A 17287-nucleotide genomic window follows, 5' to 3' on the forward strand; every position below is an offset into this window, starting at 1 on the left:
GGTCAATTGGTAGGACCGGCTTTAGCCGGGAAGAGGCCTGCGTGTACACCATCAATTTTGCGGTGTGGCATCTAACGCTTTCCCGGCTAAAGCCGGTCCTACAGGGGGTTGGCGGTCATTCAGGGGGATCGCGGTCGATTGAAAGGAACGCGGTCGATTGGTAGAGCTCGTTAGGCCACTTCGGCCGGGGCGCAACGCAGGCAGTCGCGGCCTTCACCCTTGGCGACATAGAGGGCCTTGTCGGCCATGGCGATGAGCACTTCGGCGCTGGTCTGGGGTGCGTTGGCGATGGCGACGCCCAGACTGATGGTGACTCTGGCGCCATCGCCCAGCACCGGGTGTGGCACATTCAGCGCGGCGACCGCCGAGCGCAGGTTTTCCGCCAGCGCCCTGGCCTGGGCCGGGTGGGCGTGGGTCATGAGCACGAGGATTTCCTCGCCGCCGAAGCGGAAGGTCAGGGCGTTGGCTTTCTGCGCTGTGCGCTGAATCACGCCACTGAGCAGCCGCAGGCAGGTGTCGCCCTGCATATGCCCATAATTATCGTTGTAGGATTTGAAGTGATCGATGTCCAGCAGGATCACCGCGACGTTCATGGGCGTCTGCGTCGCACGGCTCCACAACGAGGCCAGCACCTCGCCCTGAAAGCGCCGGTTGAACAATTGCGTCAGTGAATCGATGCGCGCCAGTTCCACCAACTGCGCTCGCAGCAACTGCCCGCGCAACGCAAACAGATAACTCAACCGGCTGCCGTGTTCCAGAAACCACGACGCCATCATCAGCAACGCCGCGGTGGAGAAGAACAACAGCGCATTGGCCTGCCAGATCTGGAAGTCAGCGAAGTCAGCCAGGTAGGTTGTTACCAGCTGGATGACCAGCATGCACGCCATGGCCACCGCTGCGCAGCGCACCGGCACCTGCTGGATCACCGTGCAATACACCATGATCAGCAGCATCCCCAGTTGATAGTGCAGGCGGAACGGACTTTCGCTGTAGATCATCGCAATGAGCGGCATCACCGAACACGTCACGGTGCCGATGGCTGCCGTCGCTTCCACGATGCGCCGGGTGCTGGCACGCCGCGCGATGACCAGCAGAATCATAAAGATCGGCGTCATCAGGCAGACACGGCCCAGCGCCACGTAGGTAAACATATCGTTCAGGCTCAGCCAGTCGCTGACCATGAACAGGTTGTAGATGAGGATGCCGCCAATGCCCACGGCGGACAGAAACTGGCGGCGTTGCTCAAGCGTTTCGGCCTCGTAACGACGCTCCAGCTCGGTGCTGAAACGCAGGCTGCGAAAGCGCGACGCGATGGTGCGATCGACCTCGGCAAGAAGTTGCGCGTCATGGGGGCCAGGTCGATCGAGGACAAAGGAAAGCATGTTGCACCAAAGGGCTGGGTTACCGGACTAAGACATCACTGGTGATGTCTTAGTGCCATCATTTCGTCGGAGCGCTGATTTCGCAAGGGCTGACCGATCAAGCGTCAGGTGTGCGACGAACAGCGCTGCGCCTTGCCTCAGATACGGAAACTGCCCACCAGCTGCGTCAAGCGCGCCGACTGACGTTCCAGGTCGGAACAGGCGCGTAGCGTGGCTTGCAGGTTTTCCACGCCTTCCTGGTTCAGCGTGTTGATCTCGGTGATGTCGACGTTGATCGCTTCGACCACCGAGGTCTGTTCCTCGGTGGCGGTGGCGACCGACTGGTTCATCGCGTCGATCTCGCCGATCCGCACCGTCACGCTTTCCAGGCTGGTGCCGGCCTGGTTGGCGATGCTCACGCTTTCGTGGCTCTCGCGCTGGCTGTCATTCATGATTGCCACCGCTTCACGGGCGCCGTGTTGCAGCTCCTCGATCATTTTCTGCACCTGACTGGCCGACTCCTGGGTGCGATGCGCCAGGCTGCGGACCTCGTCAGCCACCACGGCAAACCCGCGCCCGGCTTCCCCGGCGCGCGCGGCTTCGATGGCAGCGTTGAGCGCCAGCAGGTTGGTTTGCTGGGAGATGCCGGTGATGACTTCGAGGATCTGCCCGATGTTGGCGGTCTTGGTGTTGAGCTGTTCGATCTGCTCGCTGGCGCCGCTGATGCGCGTCGACAACCGGTTCATCGCCTCAATGTTCTGACCGACCACGGCCTGACCGTTGGACGCCATGTTGCGGGCGTCGCTGGAATGGCCCGAGGCCATGGCGGCGTTCTGCGCGATTTCCTGCGCGGCAGCGCCCAGTTCGTTGATGGCCGCCGCTACACTGCTGGTGCGGTTGGCCTGCTGGTCGGAGTTGAGCATCGAGGAGTTCGACGCGCTCACCACCCGCAACGCGACTTCGTTGAGCTGCACGGTGGAGGAGGCCACTTCGCGCATCGAGTCATGGATCCGCTCCACGAACAGGTTGAAGCCGTTGCCCAGGTAGCCGAATTCGTCCTGGCTGAGGACCTCCAGACGTTTGGTCAGATCGCCTTCGCCCGCGGCGATGTCGTGCATGGCGCGGCCCATGGTGTTCAATGGACGCATCAGCACGCTGAGCAGCACGCCCAGCAGCAGAATGATCAGCACCACGGCGATGATCGTGGCGATGATCGCCGAGTTACGGAAATCGCCCAGTGCGGCGTAGGCCTGAGCCTTGTCCACCGAGATGCCGACGTACCAGTTGACCGACGGCAGACCATTGACGTGGACGAAGGTGAGGATTTCCGTCTTGCCGTCGTGCTCGCTTTCGCTGATGTCCTGGGACAGGCGCGGTGTGTCGTTCGGGTACACCTCGGCCAGGGTCTTCATGACCAGCGAGGTGTCCGGATGCACGAGGATGCGGCCGTTGGCGTCGACCAGAAAGGCATGGCCGTCGTTTTGCAGGCGCAGCGCGCTGATCATCTTCACCAGCACTTCCAGGCTCAGGTCGCCGCCCGCGACGCCGTCCACGCCGGAGGGGCCTTTGACCGGCGTGGCAATCGTCACGATCAGGCCTTTGGTGACCGCGTCCAGGTACGGCTCGGTCAGGGTGGTCTTGCCGGCCTTCAGCGCGTCGGTGTACCAGGGGCGGGTACGCGGATCGTAATCGCCGGGCATGTCGTCGGGCGGTTGCGTCACGAACGAGCCATCGGCCTTGCCCAGATAGATGCTCATGAACGTCGAGATCAGCGTCGGCTGGCCCAGCAGGCGATTGAACACGTCGGGCGACGGCGACACCGCGGCGCCCTCGGCAACGTTTTCCACCAGCAGGATGCGTCCCGACATCCAGTTCTGGATGTTACCGGCCGTACTCTCGCCCGTCTGATTCAGACTTTCCCTTAACTGATCCCGAATGGCCGTCCGTTGCAGATAATCGTTGTAGAGGGTGAACAAGGTAAATGCGGCGATCACCACCAGCGAGGCCGCCAGTAGAATCTTGTGACTGAATTTCAGGGATTTTGTCATGCCGTAGAGCCTTCAAGCGATTGCAGGGAAAGGATTGCAGTCTGTCTGCCGGTCTATCGGCGAGCGGCGCCATAGATGAATGGCTTGCGGGTTAAAACAGGCCTCTGCCTCGCTGGAATCTGACAATCGGTCGTGTGATACCGATGGCGTGTCATGAAAGGGTGGTAGGCGAAAGGTGTGTAAAGCGAGGAGGCAGGCAAGGGGACCTGGGCAGAGACCCAAAATATAGGGCTGCAAAAGCAGCCCTCTGGCGTCCGCCCGGCGTTGGCTCAAGGGCCAGGCACGCCCCTTGCCGCTTGCCGCTGGAACCTCAGCCCCATGGAGCTTCAGCCCTCAAAGCGCCTGACTGTAAACCAGCGCGTAGGACTCGATCCCGTCATTGGGCTCTTTGATCCCCGCGTTCGAATAGTGCGTCACGCGTACACCCACGCGCTGGGCGTCGCCGAACTTCAGGCCGGCGCCGAGGCGGTCTTCAAAGTTGAACGCCGAGCCAAACGTCTGATCGCCCGCGGACGCGCCGGTAAACAGCGAAACGCCCACGCCCGCTTCGATAAACGGTTTGACCGGGCCGCCGCCGAACTCATAAACGAACACCGGGGCAAACGACGCCGAATGGCGCGCGCCGGCCTGTTTGCCCGCTTCCCAGTAGGTGTAGCCCAGATCCCAATAGCCGGTCAGTTTGCCGGTGGAGCTTTCCAGCCATGCCTTGTCCCAGTCGAAACCCAGAGCAACGCGGCCGGTCAAGCCACCCTGGCTGGTGGCACCCAGTGCCCCGGAGATTTGCGTGGCATCAGCATGGGTGGCGAAAGAGGACAGACAAAGGGCTGCGAGCAGTAGCTTTTTCATGGTGGAGGTAGCCAAGAAGGTCAGTGGAACCGGGGGGGATAAATCGCCCGAGCGGATGTAGGGCATAATGCCACTACTAAAGTTCCATTGGCACTGCGAAAAATTGCTTTGCCGTTTGGCGTTTTTGCACGCCCAGCTGCCTTACCCCACTGCCGAGCCTTTGGACATTTCAACGCTGCCGTTGAATAGAAGGCGTGATTGATCGAAATAGTTGAGGCTCAGCAGAAGAGATATCCGCTTTCGCAGCGGTCGATCACGGTCAACAATCCGTTCCTATCATTCCCGTCCAAGGATCGACCATGAGCCTCTCGCCATTTCACCTCGCTATTCCTGTTTACGACCTCGCCGCCGCGCGGCACTTCTACGGCGACGTTTTCGGTCTTTCCGAAGGCCGCTCCAGCGAGCAGTGGGTCGATTTCGATTTCTATGGCCATCAATTGGTCATCCATGAGCACCCGAAAACCACTTCCCAGGAATCCGTGCATTCCAACGCCGTGGACGGTCACGACGTGCCGGTTCCGCATTTCGGCATCATCCTGCACTGGGCGGAATGGGAAGCACTGGCGGAGCGGCTGCGCGCCCGCGAAACCCGGTTTGTGATCGAGCCCTATATCCGTTTTCAGGGCCAGGTCGGCGAGCAGGCGACCATGTTTCTGTTCGACCCGTGCGGCAACGCCCTGGAATTCAAGGCCTTCAAAGACATGAGTCAACTCTTCGCCAAATAGCCGTCTGCAGATGGCCCTCAGCGCGCCGGCTGATTCAGCGTGTCGATGACGCAACGGCGAAACAGGTCCAGCAGTGGCGTGTGCCGCTGCAGGTATTTGCTCACCAGCACGATCTCGCGGAAGAAGGTCATCTCGCCCAGATCAATGATCCGCACGTCCTGCGCATGCTCCAGCCACAACCCGGCCATGGGCACCAGCGCTACGCCGAGCCCGGCGCGGACCATTTTGACGATGGCGTCCAGCTCGTCGAGCTCCAGGGTTTGCCGCACCTCGAGCTTGCGCTCGCGCAGAAACTGCGTCACCCGGCGCCCGCCGAACGAGCGTTGATCGTAGCGAATGAAGGGGTGGTCGCTGAGAATCTGCCGTGGGTCGTCGCCTTGCATGTTCGCCGGCGTGATCAGCACGAACGGCTCCTTGGCGATGACTTCCGCGTGCAGCTCCTTGGGCAGCGCGAACGGCGGTTTGATCATGATCGCCAGGTCGAGCTCGCCGGCGTCCACCTGGCTGAGCAGGTTCAGTGACACCCCCGGCACCAGACTGGCTTCGATAAAAGGCGCCTTGCTGCGCAGTGCCACCAGGGCTTGGGGCAAGATGCCGGTCTGTGCGGTGCTGATGGCGCCGATGCGCAGCGCGCCACGAAAATCGTTGGCGCTGTCGGGGCTGCCCATGCGCCCGAACAACTGCAGCATTTCTTCAGCCAGTGCGACGGCGCGCTGCCCGGCAGCGTTGAGGGTGGCGGCGCGGCCGGTGCGGTCGAACAGGGTCACGCCGAGGGTGTCTTCGAGGTTTTTGATCTGCGCACTCACCGCCGATTGCGTCAGCCCGACCTCACGTCCGGCCGCCGCAAAGGTGCCTCGCCGCGCGACGCAGACAAAGGTTTTCAACTCTCTGATCATCGTCAGGTCCTGGGATGGGGATTCAAATCGGGCAGGGCGCATGGGCAGCCGGCCGGCAGCGGATAGTAACCAGTGCCGTCGGCAAATAAAAATGCCGCCTCAAGGGGCGGCATTCTGTATCGCGTGACGCTTGCGGTAGCGTTCAAGCCAGTGCGCGTAAGGCGCAGGCAGGGTCCACGACGCTTTGTCGACGCCCAGCTCTTTGGCGGCGAAATACGCCCAATGCGGGTCCGCCAGGTGCGCACGGCCGATCGAGACCAGGTCCAACTGACCATTCTGCACGGCGGCCTGGGCCAGTTTTGGATCGCCAAAACCCCATGCCGACGTCACCGGGATATCGGCTTCGCGGCGCACACGTTCGGCGATCGGGCCCATAAAGGCCGGGCCCCACGGGATGTTGGTTTCCGGGATGGTGAAACCGACACTGACGCTCAGCAGGTCGAGACCGCCGGCCTTGAAGCGGCGCGCCAGTTCGATGGATTCGCTGAGGGTCTGCTCGTCACGGCCGTCGTACTCGATCACACCGAAGCGCGCGGTCAGGGGCAGGTTTTCCGGCCAGACTTCACGGACGGCAGCGAGGGTTTCCAGCAGGAAGCGGCTGCGGTTGTCGAAGCTGCCACCGTAGGCGTCAGTGCGCTGGTTGGAGTGTTCGGAGAAGAAGCTCTGGCCCAGGTAACCGTGGGCGAAGTGCAGTTCGATCCACTCGAAGCCTGCATCACGGGCGCGGCGCGCGGCGTCGACGAAGTCCTGCTTGACCCGGGCGATGTCGTCGAGGGTCATTTCCTGCGGGACTTTCGGCAGGTTGGCGCCGAAAGCGATAGCCGAGGGCGCGATGGTCTGCCAGCCACGGGTGTCATCGGCGGCCATGTGGTCGTCGCCTTCCCATGGACGGTTGGCACTGGCCTTGCGACCGGCGTGGGCGATCTGGATGCCGGGGATGGAACCGGCGGCCTTGATCGCTTGCACGGCAGGGATGAATGCCTGGGCGTGCTCATCGCTCCAAATACCGGCGCAGCCCGGGGTGATGCGGCCTTCAGGGGAGACGGCTGTGGCTTCGACGACCACCAGACCGGCACCGCCGCGGGCCATGCTCGCGAGGTGAACGTGATGCCAGTCGTTGATGACGCCGTTGTCTGCCACGTACTGGCACATTGGAGGAATGGCGATGCGGTTACGCAGGGTTACGTCCTTCAGCGTGAAGGGTTCGAACAATGCCGACATGGAAATACTCCTGATGATTGAATTCGCTTGTTCGATAGTATTCGAAATATGGCGAAGGATGAAACCCCCCGCTATGATGGGCGGCATGCGCGCCTTCAAACATCCGTTACCGACCGAACTCACACTTGAGCGTTTGCTTTACGCATTAAGTGACCCCGTGCGCCTCGAAATCGTTCGCTGTCTTTCCTCGGTGTCCGAGGCCACCTGTGGCGAACTCGACGGCGGGCGGCCCAAGTCCAGCATGTCCCATCACTTCCGCGTGCTGCGGGATGCAGGCCTGGTGCACACCCGCAATATCGGCACCACCCACATGAATTCCCTGCGCACTGACGAGCTGGATGCACGGTTTCCGGGATTGTTGCAAAGCATCCTGGCTCAGGATTGAGCGCGGTGGTTTTCAGATGTACGGCGGGGAGGTTGACCTGAAACAAAAATGGCCCGATCACAGGATCGGACCATTTTTTTCTTGCGCTATACGCGACGCTTAGACAGCGCCGACGATCTTCGCAGCCGGTTGGGTACGACGACCCATTGCACCAGCGCCTGCCGCGACAAGGGCCGACACCACGAGGGTGATCAGCAGGATCCAGGCGGCGCGGGAAATGTTTTTCGCCGCCACGTCAGCCGCTTCACGGGCTTTCTGTTCTGCCTGAGCTTTCAGCTCCTGGTACTTGGCGTACGCCTGACGGTAGCTGGCCTGGGCCTGATCAACGATCTGGTTGGCTTCGGCGTCGGTCTTGTTGCCGCGGGCCTTGATCAGGTTGACGAACGCCTGGCGGTCAGCCGCATCCCACGCCTGGTCGCCCTTGGCTTTCAGGCGGTCCAGCAAACCGCTCAGTTGCTGGTCGGCCTGTTGTGGGGCTTCAGCACTGCGCTGGGCGGTGTTTTTAGCGTCTTCCTGGGTCGTGGCGACGTCTTGCTTGACCTTGTTCGGGTCCAGTTCAGGCTTGCCGGTCTGGCGCATGGCCTGTTCGATTTCACCCTGGATATCGTCCAGATTGAAGTCGATGCCCTGGGCCCGCAGTTGCTCCTGAATCTTGCCGCCCACAGCCGGGGCCACTTGTGCGATGCCGCTGCCCACTGCCGACAGGCCGCTGCCTGCCAGGTTCAGACCGCCCCGCACGACGCCGGTCACGGCGCTGGACACCAGGTAAACGCTGATCAGCGAAACACTGGCCCAGACCAGAATGCCGTGGAAGGCGCCTTCGCGATGGGCCAACCGGCCAGCGGCCCAGCCACCGATGAACAGGGAAATGACCATACTGACACCCAGCCAGATGCCAGTGCCTTTGCCCATGCCCGCCAGCGGGTCGGCTTCCTGCAGCGGATCAATGCTGGCGCTGCCTATGGCGGTGCCCAGCAGACTGAGCATCAGCGAGACCACCAGTGCGAGTACCACACCGGCCAGAATGGCGCCCCAGGAAATACGTTTGAGCAAGGGAGCAACAGCGGTGCCCCGGTAGACAGGATCATCGTAGCCAGCGGGCGTTACTCGGTCATCGCGAATCATAGTGGCAGTTCCTTTGGTCATTGGCAGAACGCAAGAGTCCTTGCGCGTAATTCAATGACACTCGGGCTTTTTAATTAGTTTTATGCAGGCGAAAAATAAAATGCTGGCAAAATGCCTAAACTTTAAAAATGCCGGAAATTCAAAGGCCTGCAAGCAGACTAAATTGGAATTAGTGCTATTCAGAATCGCGATATCGCGTCACCCCGCACACTGTCCTTAGCAACCGCCCATGCCACCGCACTTATTTTTTCCGAGACATCCTGATGAATACCCTCACCGCCGATGACCGCACGCAGGTCACTCGGGAAGCCACCGTTGAATACTGGAAACACATCATCCCGATCGTGCAGATCGCTTTCGCGCTCCACGTGCTCCTGCTCGGTCTGTTCCTGATTGTGGATCTGCCCGTGATGTGGGTCACCAATGCAGTGAGCGTCGCGGCGTACATCGCCTGTCTGCTGGCGATCAAACGTCGCCTGTATCGATGCGCCGGCATGCTGATCTGCCTCGAAATCATCGCCCATGCGGCCATCGCCACCTGGGTTCTGGGCTGGGACAGCAACTTCCATCTGTACGTCTTCTGCATCGTGCCGATCATCGCCTTCGGCTTTCATTCCTCGCCGGCACGCCGCGGCTGTCTGAGCGCTGCCGTGCTTATTGTCACGGTGGGCGGGTACCTCATGCGCAACAAAGTGCCGGTGATCAGCGTCAGCGAACACGCCCAGGACCTGTTCGGCGCCGCCAACGCATTGACCGCTACAGCGTTGTTGCTTCACGCCACGGCGCTGTCGGTGCGTTTCAACCTGTCCATGCACATGAACCTCTATCACTCCGCCCACCGCGACAGCCTGACCAACCTCTACACCCGGCGGCGAGTGCTGCAGCGCTTGCGTCAGTTGGGCGGGGGCCGCCGCGAGATACCCACGGCGCTGGTGCTGATCGACATCGATCATTTCAAGCAGATCAACGACCAGCACGGTCACGACCTGGGCGATGTGGTGCTGCAACAGGTGGCCGACGTCATCGCCCGGTGCGTGCGCACCACCGACATCGCCGCGCGCTGGGGCGGCGAGGAGTTTCTGGTGTTGATGCCCAACACCACCTTCGAGGATGCGCGGCTGATCGCCGAGCGGATACTGACGCACATTCGCGAGGAGGCCGGGGAGATCAGACAGATGAGCCTGACCCTCAGCGCGACCCTTGCGGTGGCCATCTTGAAAGACGGCGAGACGTTCCGGGATGCGCTGAACCGGGCTGATCAGCGTTTGTATGAGGGCAAGCAGGAGGGGCGTAATCGGGTGATGCGGGCGGAGTGAGTGCGGTGTTGCCTCTGACGCCTTCCCGGCTGAAGCCGGTTCTACGAATGCACGCGGTGTGGCGGCTGCTTTTGATTTCAGTGGGACTGGCTTCAGCCGGGAAGAGGCCGGTGCGTACGCTAACAATTCTGCGGTGTTGCCTCTGACGCTTTCCCGGCTGAAGCCGGTCCCACCAATGCACGCGGTGTGGCGACTGCTTTTGGTTTCAGTGGGACTGGCTTCAGCCGGGAAGGGGCCGGTGCGTCCGCTAATCTGAGGTGTTGCCTCTGACGCCTTCCCGGCTAAAGCCGGTCCTACGAATGCGCGCGGTGTGGCGGCTGCTTTTGAGTTCAGTGGGACTGGCTTGAGCCGGGAAGGGGCCGGTTCGTGCGCTAACAATTCTGCGGTGCAGTGGTCTAATTTCCCCGGACACCTCGATAAGTGGAAAATACATTTATCGAGGAGTTCTACATGACCAGAAAACGCAACAGGTTTGATGACAGCTACAAACTGGAAGTCGTAAAGATGGTCAGGGATCAGGGGCTGACCGTTCCGCAGGTTTGCCAGGACCAGAATCTCGGTGAGACGGCCGTACGACGGTGGATCCGCCAATACGACGCCGAGCAGTTGGGCCAGGCCGGGATAGGAAACCCGCTGACGGCTGAGCAACAGCGCATTCGGCAGCTGGAGCAGGAAAACCGGCAGCTCAAGATGGACAACGACATCCTAAAAAAGGCTACCGCCTTCTTTGCCCGCGAACTGAAGTGACGTATCGGCTTGTTCGGCAACTGCAACAGAAGGCTTATCCGGTGGCGCATGTCTGTCGTCTGCTGAACGTCAGTCGATCAGGTTTTTACGAGGCCCGTAAGCGTGCACAAGCACCTGTTCGGCTCAGTTGTCCCATTGTCGCGCAGCTCAAGGCATCGTTTGCCGTGAGCGACGGCTGCTCCGGCAGCCGCTCTTTAACCAAGGCTCTGCGGGCCAAGGGCATGGAAATAGGCCGCTATAAAGTCCGCCGCCTGATGCGAGCCCATGGTTTGCGCTCGGCGTGGAAACCTAAGTTTGTGCATACGACCGACAGCAAGCATGACCTGCCAATCGCTGAAAATGTGTTGAACCGTCAGTTTGAACCGCAGGCTGTGAATACCGCCTGGGTCGCCGACATTACCTACATAGGAACGCGCAGCGGCTGGCTCTATCTGGCCGTGGTGCTGGACTTGTTCTCGCGCAAGATCGTGGGTTGGGCGATGGCCCCAAACATGCCTGCAGAGCTGGTGTGCAGCGCGATGCAGATGGCCGTCGCGCAGCGTCAACCGCCGCCTGGCCTGATCGCTCACTCCGATCGCGGCAGCCAATATGCGAGCGCAATCTACAGATCGCTGCTGGCCAGGCACGGGATGCAGCAAAGCATGAGCCGTAAGGGCAACTGCTGGGACAATGCGGTGATGGAGCGCTTCTTCCTGAGCCTGAAAATGGAGCGGGTATGGCGGCGCAATTACGCCAACCATGGCGAAGCGGTACGCGACATCACTCAATATATCGTTGGGTATTACAACAACGAGCGGCTGCACTCAAAACTGGGGTATCTGCCACCGACCGTTTACGAACGGACGGTGGCCTTGAAACAACCTATCGAGGTGTCCGGAATTAGTTGACCACTACAGCGGTGTTACACCTGACGCTTTCCCGGCTGAAGCCGGTCCTACGAATGCGCGCGGTGTGGCGGCTGTTTTTGAGTTCAGTGGGACTGGCTTCAGCCGGGAAGGGGCCGGTGCGTCCGCTAACAATTCTGCGGTGCTGTCTCTGACGCCTTCCCGGCTAAAGCCGGTCCTACGAATGCGCGGGGTGTGGCGGCTGCTTTTGATTTCAGTGGGACCGGCTTCAGCCGGGAAGGGGCCGGTGCGTGCGCCATCAATTCTGCGATGGTTGCCTCTGACGCCCTCCCGGCTAAAGCCGGTCCTACGAATGCGCGGGGTGTGGCGGCTGCTTTTGATTTCAGTGGGACCGGCTTCAGCCGGGAAGGGGCCGGTGCGTGCGCCATCAATTCTGCGATGGTTGCCTCTGACGCGTTCCCGGCTAAAGCCGGTCCTACGAATGCGCGGGGTGTGGCGGCTGCTTTTGATTTCAGTGGGACTGGCTTCAGCCGGGAAGAGGTCGGTGCGTACGCTAACAATTCTGAGTTGTTGCCTCTGACGCCTTCCCGGCTGAAGCCGGTCCTACGAATGCGCGCGGTGTTGCGGCTGCTTTTGATTTCAGTGGGACCGGCTTCAGCCGGGAAAAGGCCAGTGCGTGCGGCATCAATTCTGCGGTATTGCCTCTGACGCTTTCCCGGCTAAAGCCGGTCCTACTCCGCGCATGCCCGCTCTTCATCAACTGAGTCGGGTCAAGTATTCCGGGACCGGCTGCTCAGGCAGCACGGACAGGACTTTCAGCCGCTGCAGCATCCGTTGGCTGGCGCGGTTGAGGTGTTCCTTGAGGTTCAGCGCGGCGGCATCGAAGGCGCCGTGCAGCAGCAATTCCAGGATCAGACGGTGTTCGGCCAGCATCGCGTCGTCAGGGCCGATACCCAATTGGCTATAGAAAATCCGGCTGATGATCATCGGGCTCTGGCCCTGGCGGATCAACGTCGCGATCTTGCGGTTGGTGATGCCGGCCAGGCAGTGGTGATGCAGGTCCTCCTCCAATCGCTCGATGTCCGCCAGGCTGCACTGCGGGTTATTCTGCGCCGCTTCGACCCGCGCAAGCATGGCGACCAGGTCGTCGCGGCTCAGTCCCGGTGCGGTCTGGCGCAACGCTTCAGGCTCCAGGCAGGCGCGCAGCTCGTAGTCTTCGGTCACCTCCCGAGCCGTAAGCGGCCCGGCCAGCCATTGGGAGTAGGGTTCTTTCTCTACCAGCCCCCGATCACGCAGACGCATCAGCGCCTCGCGCACCACGGCCCGGCTCACGCCATAGTGTTCGGCGGCAATCTGCTCGTCGAGCCGGTAATGACCGAACGCGATACAGGTCGACAGCGCCGCGCCGATTTCCTCGTAAATACGTTCCCCCAGCGGGCGGGTGTCGACCAGTTCTTCACTGCTGTCCAGACCCAATTGGTGGTGGGTCAGGGCCAGTCGTAGCGGCTCCACGTGGGTGCCGTCGGGATTGACCAGATAACCGCGTCCGTTGAATCGGCTGATCAGGCCTTCTTCATGGAGCAGGTCCAGCGCCCGGCGCACCGGCACCCGGCTGGTGCCGAACAGCTCTGCCAGCGGCGCTTCGAGCAGCACCAATCCTTCAGCCACGTCACCGTTGACGATGGCATCGCGCAGGACCTGCCGGATCGTGGCGTAGCGGGACGGGGTGCGGGAATCCTCGACGGACATCGATTTCATACACTTCTCGAGAGGCGGGCGGCGATTCTCGCACAAGACAGGTTGTCACTGCGGGTCACGTCAGAACGCACAGTATTGGAGCCGTTGTTACTTTTTTGCACTAAAACGTACCTTTTCGTAAATATCCATTATTTAGGCCGCTCATCACCTCACGCTCGTAAACCCGCACCTTCGGTCAGCTTCAAAAGCCTGGCAACGTATCTAGCGCGGCCGTCCTGGCCCGAAGGCTTGTCCATCGGGTCGCTCCAGATATCAGCGTACGCCCACTCTGGCACGCTTTCTGCCTTTGATAAATGTACATTTTCCTAATATGTACATTAAAGGTAGATGAAATGTCCGACGCTCGCCTCCCGGATCCGTTACTCGCCGACGCACTGGCCATGGCACAAGATTTCGCCAGTGGCCGAAGCGACCCGGTGCAGGCCCTGGACGCGGTACTGAACCAGGCCGCTGCAGTCGATGACGTGTTTATTTCCTTCTCCACCCACCGGGCGCGTCGCGAAGCTCAAGCCTCGGCGGCGCGCTGGAAGGCCGGGCAACCCGCCAGCGTGCTGGACGGTGTGCCCATCGCCTGGAAAGACCTGTTTGACGTGGCCGGCAGCCCGACCACTGCAGGCGCGGCGGTGCGCCGTGATGTCGCGCCGGCGCTGCTGGACGCGCAGACCGTCGGCCTGCTGTCACGGGCCGGGATGGTCAGCGTCGGTAAGACCAACCTCAGTGAATTCGCCTACTCGGGCCTGGGTCTGAACCCCCATTTCGGCACGCCGCACAATCCGCTCGGGCATGACCAGCCGCGTATTCCGGGCGGCTCCTCGTCCGGCTCGGCGGTGGCGGTGGCGGCGGGCATCGTCCCGGTCGCCATGGGCACTGACACGGCCGGATCAATCCGCATCCCGGCCGCCTTCAACGGCCTGGTGGGCGTTCGCAGCAGTTGCCGGCGCTACAGCCGCGACGGCGTCTTTCCGCTCGCGCACAGCCTCGACAGCCTTGGCCCGCTGACACGCAGCGTGCGCGATGCGATCGCCATTGACGACATCCTGCGGGGTCGCACGAAACCGACCTCTTTGCTGCCACGCCCGCTGGCCGGCCAGCGGTTTTGGGTCGATCAGGCTGTCCTTGAGGATGATCGCATCGAGCCCGCGGTACGTGACAATTTGCTGCGCGGTGTGAGTGCGGTGCAGGCCCAGGGCGCATTGATTGAGGTGCGTCCGTCGCCTGCCTTTCAGACCACGCTTGATCTGATCCAGCAGCAAGGCTGGCTCGGCGCGGCAGAAGCGTTCGCCCTGCATCAGGCCTTGCTCGACAGCGACGCGGCCGCGCAACTCGACCCTCGCGTACGACGCCGTCTTGAAGCGGCGCGGGCGTTCCCGGCCAGCCACTTGATCAACCTCTACAACGCCCGCGAGCGCCTTCAGCAACAGATGAGCGACGAACTCGATGGCGCCTTTCTGATCACCCCGAGCGTGGCCCATGTGGCGCCGCCGCTTGCGCCATTGCTCAGCGACGATGACCTGTTCATCCGCACCAATCTGGCCACGTTGCGCCTGACCATGCCGGGCAGTTTGCTGGACATGCCGGGCGTGTCGCTGCCCAGCGGCTGCGACGCGCTCGGCCTGCCTACGGGCCTGTTGATCAGCGCGCCGTGTGGCGAAGATTCACGTTTATTACGCGCAGCGCTGGCCGTTGAGGCCGCGTTGCGCACGTCCCGAAACGAAGGATCCGATAACTCCGCTGGAGAACGATGATGGCTAAAGAAATTCTGTGCGCCTTCGGTGTCGACGTCGACGCCGTGGCAGGCTGGTTGGGTTCCTACGGTGGCGAAGATTCGCCTGACGATATTTCCCGTGGCCTGTTCGCGGGTGAGGTGGGTGCGCCGCGGCTGCTCAAACTGTTCGAGCGCTACGGCCTGCGCACCACCTGGTTCGTCCCCGGTCACTCGATGGAGACGTTTCCCGAGCAGATGAAGGCCGTGTTCGACGCCGGTCACGAGATCGGTGTGCACGGCTACAGCCACGAAAACCCCATCGCCATGACCCCCGAGCAGGAAGAAATCGTGCTCGACAAGTCCATCGAGCTGATCACCCAAATGACCGGCAAACGCCCGACCGGCTACGTCGCACCCTGGTGGGAGTTCAGCAAGGTCACCAACGAGTTGCTGCTCAAGAAGGGCATCAAGTACGACCACAGTCTGATGCACAACGACTTCCATCCGTACTACGTCCGCGTGGGCGACAGCTGGACCAAGATCGATTACACCCAGCACCCCGACACCTGGATGAAACCGCTGGTGCGCGGTCAGGAAACCGACCTGGTGGAGATTCCGGCCAACTGGTACCTCGATGACCTGCCGCCGATGATGTTCATCAAAAAGGCGCCCAACAGCCACGGCTTCGTCAACCCGCGCCATCTGGAAGAGATGTGGCGCGATCAGTTCGACTGGGTCTACCGCGAGCACGAGCACGCCGTGTTCACCATGACCATCCACCCGGACGTCTCCGGTCGTCCGCAAGTGCTGCTCATGCTGGAGCGTCTGATCGAGCACATCCAGAGCCATGCCGGCGTCAAGTTTGTCACGTTCGACGAAATCGCCGATGACTTCGTCCGCCGTAACCCTCGCCACAGCTGATTGGCCCTTCATTCCGAGGCGTGACCCATGTCCATCTACAACAAGCTTGATCTGACCGGCTGGAAACCCCAGCAACTGACTTCCGAGCAAGTGCGCTACGCCACCTGGATCGCTTTTTTCGCGTGGGTCTTTGCGGTGTACGACTTCATCCTGTTCGGCACCTTGCTGCCGGAAATCGGTCGGCACTTTCAGTGGGGCGAAGCGGAACAGGCGCAAATCGCCACCTGGGCTGCGGTCGGCACGGCAGTCATCGCCCTGGCCATCGGGCCGTTGGTGGACCGCCTCGGTCGACGCATGGGCATCATTTTCACGGTCACCGGTTCCGCGATCTGCTCGGCGCTGACGGCACTGGGCGGGTCATGGGGCAAGTCGCCGCTGATCCTGATCCGCTCCCTGAGCGGGCTGGGGTACGCCGAAGAAACCGTTAACGCCACGTACCTCAGCGAAATCTATGCGGCCTCCGAGGACCCGCGCCTGGCCAAACGCCGTGGCTTCATCTACAGCCTGGTGCAGGGCGGCTGGCCGGTCGGCGCATTGATTGCCGCCGGCCTGACCGCGGTGCTGCTGCCTATTATCGGCTGGCAGGGCTGCTTCGTCTTCGCCGCGATCCCGGCGCTGGTGATCGCGTTCATGGCGCGCAAGCTCAAGGAGAGCCCACAGTTCCAGATACACCAGCGCATCACCCAACTGCGCAAGGCCGGCGACGCTGAGCAGGCCAGGCAAGTGGCGATGACCTACGGCGTGGACTACGAAGAGCATCGCACGGCTGGCATCGGTGCAGCGTTTCGGGGCACCTCGCGGCGCGCCACGCTGGTGATCGGCGCAGCGATCCTGCTCAACTGGGCGGCCATTCAAGTGTTCAGCGTGTTGGGCACTTCCGTGATCGTCAGCGTGCACCACATCTCCTTCGAGAACTCGCTGATCATCCTGGTGCTGTCGAACCTGGTGGGTTACTGCGGTTACCTGAGCCACGGTTGGATGGGCGACAAGATCGGCCGGCGCAACGTCATCGGCCTGGGCTGGATGCTCGGTGGTCTGTCGTTCACCGGCATGCTCTTCGGCCCCAGCAACATGCCCACGGTGGTCGGCCTGTACAGCCTCGGGCTGTTCTTCCTGATCGGTCCGTATTCTGCAGCCCTGTTTTTCATCAGCGAAAGCTTCCCGACCAGCATCCGCGCCACCGGTGGCGCGATCATCCACGCGATGGGCCCGGTTGGCGCGGTGGTCGCAGGGTTCGGCGCGACCACGGTGCTGAGTGCCGGCGGCGACTGGCAGACATCGGCGCTGTATTTCGGTGCCGTACCGTGCTTTCTGTCCGGTGTACTGATGTTCGCCGCCCGCCATGTGCGCCCCGAATCCGTCCAATAGCAACCGTCCAATAAGGAGCT

General features: G+C 61.7%; 14 protein-coding genes and 1 pseudogene. 7 read left to right on the top strand and 8 right to left on the bottom strand.

Annotation, left to right across the window (positions count from 1 at the left end):
• Nucleotides 1-170 precede the first annotated feature (170 nt).
• The 4 genes and pseudogenes from M1E04_RS10410 to M1E04_RS10425 all read right to left on the bottom strand — a co-directional run bounded on the left by M1E04_RS10410 (nt 171) and on the right by M1E04_RS10425 (nt 4255).
• Nucleotides 171-1382: a diguanylate cyclase domain-containing protein gene (locus tag M1E04_RS10410; RefSeq protein ID WP_456292909.1), complete on the bottom strand. Its 1212-nt coding sequence runs from the start codon at nt 1380-1382 to the stop codon at nt 171-173.
• 137 nt (nt 1383-1519) lie between these two features.
• A complete protein-coding gene (locus tag M1E04_RS10415; protein ID WP_410929048.1) occupies nt 1520-2359 on the bottom strand; it encodes a methyl-accepting chemotaxis protein in 840 nt (279 codons plus the stop codon).
• 63 nt (nt 2360-2422) lie between these two features.
• A pseudogene (locus M1E04_RS10420) lies at nt 2423-3409 on the bottom strand (cache domain-containing protein); the annotation flags it as partial.
• A 333-nt stretch (nt 3410-3742) separates the two neighbouring features.
• Nucleotides 3743-4255 (bottom strand): acyloxyacyl hydrolase, encoded by a 513-nt coding sequence (locus M1E04_RS10425; protein WP_065989064.1) that lies wholly within the window; start codon nt 4253-4255, stop codon nt 3743-3745.
• A gap of 299 nt (nt 4256-4554) precedes the next feature.
• Here M1E04_RS10425 and M1E04_RS10430 point away from each other — a divergent pair, with 299 nt between their 5' ends.
• Nucleotides 4555-4980, top strand: a complete 426-nt coding sequence (locus M1E04_RS10430; protein WP_065988806.1) for a VOC family protein — start codon at nt 4555-4557, stop codon at nt 4978-4980.
• Between the two features lie 17 nt (nt 4981-4997).
• Here M1E04_RS10430 and M1E04_RS10435 read toward each other — a convergent pair whose 3' ends face one another.
• Together M1E04_RS10435 and M1E04_RS10440 are read right to left on the bottom strand one after the other, a co-directional pair.
• The gene (locus tag M1E04_RS10435; protein ID WP_192130286.1) at nt 4998-5876 is read right to left on the bottom strand and encodes a LysR family transcriptional regulator; all 879 of its coding nucleotides are present in this window, start codon (nt 5874-5876) and stop codon (nt 4998-5000) included.
• Nucleotides 5877-5975: 99 nt separating this feature from the next.
• The gene (locus M1E04_RS10440; protein WP_456292910.1) at nt 5976-7097 is read right to left on the bottom strand and encodes an NADH:flavin oxidoreductase/NADH oxidase; all 1122 of its coding nucleotides are present in this window, start codon (nt 7095-7097) and stop codon (nt 5976-5978) included.
• Nucleotides 7098-7182: 85 nt separating this feature from the next.
• Between M1E04_RS10440 and M1E04_RS10445 the strand changes: the two genes are divergently transcribed.
• A complete protein-coding gene (locus M1E04_RS10445; RefSeq protein ID WP_456293175.1) occupies nt 7183-7482 on the top strand; it encodes an ArsR/SmtB family transcription factor in 300 nt (99 codons plus the stop codon).
• A gap of 99 nt (nt 7483-7581) precedes the next feature.
• Here M1E04_RS10445 and M1E04_RS10450 read toward each other — a convergent pair whose 3' ends face one another.
• Nucleotides 7582-8607: a YrzE family protein gene (locus M1E04_RS10450; protein WP_065988809.1), complete on the bottom strand. Its 1026-nt coding sequence runs from the start codon at nt 8605-8607 to the stop codon at nt 7582-7584.
• Nucleotides 8608-8870: 263 nt separating this feature from the next.
• Between M1E04_RS10450 and M1E04_RS10455 the strand changes: the two genes are divergently transcribed.
• On the top strand, nt 8871-9923 hold the full coding sequence (locus tag M1E04_RS10455; protein WP_456292911.1) for a GGDEF domain-containing protein: 1053 nt from the start codon (nt 8871-8873) through the stop codon (nt 9921-9923).
• Between the two features lie 450 nt (nt 9924-10373).
• A protein-coding gene (locus M1E04_RS10460) for an IS3 family transposase (protein ID WP_456291595.1) occupies nt 10374-11557 on the top strand; the annotation gives its coding sequence in 2 pieces (ribosomal slippage) (nt 10374-10638 and nt 10638-11557; 1185 coding nt in all).
• 714 nt (nt 11558-12271) lie between these two features.
• Here M1E04_RS10460 and M1E04_RS10465 read toward each other — a convergent pair.
• The gene (locus tag M1E04_RS10465; protein WP_432213748.1) at nt 12272-13264 is read right to left on the bottom strand and encodes a GntR family transcriptional regulator; all 993 of its coding nucleotides are present in this window, start codon (nt 13262-13264) and stop codon (nt 12272-12274) included.
• A 341-nt stretch (nt 13265-13605) separates the two neighbouring features.
• On the opposite strand from M1E04_RS10465, the gene M1E04_RS10470 reads away from it, so the two are divergent.
• Genes M1E04_RS10470 through M1E04_RS10480 form a run of 3 tightly spaced genes read left to right on the top strand, consistent with a single transcriptional unit; the run spans nt 13606 to nt 17267 of the window.
• Nucleotides 13606-15018 carry an amidase gene (locus M1E04_RS10470; RefSeq protein WP_456292912.1) on the top strand — a complete coding sequence of 471 codons (1413 nt, stop codon included), beginning with the start codon at nt 13606-13608 and terminating at the stop codon, nt 15016-15018.
• Complete coding sequence (locus tag M1E04_RS10475; protein WP_065988813.1) at nt 15018-15899, top strand: polysaccharide deacetylase family protein; 882 nt, start codon at nt 15018-15020, stop codon at nt 15897-15899. The genes M1E04_RS10470 and M1E04_RS10475 overlap by 1 nt, the downstream gene beginning before the upstream one ends.
• Nucleotides 15900-15926: 27 nt before the next feature.
• The gene (locus M1E04_RS10480) at nt 15927-17267 is read left to right on the top strand and encodes an MFS transporter (protein WP_456292913.1); all 1341 of its coding nucleotides are present in this window, start codon (nt 15927-15929) and stop codon (nt 17265-17267) included.
• Nucleotides 17268-17287: the final 20 nt, after the last annotated feature.

The sequence above is a fragment of the Pseudomonas sp. AK106 genome (assembly GCF_053903055.1).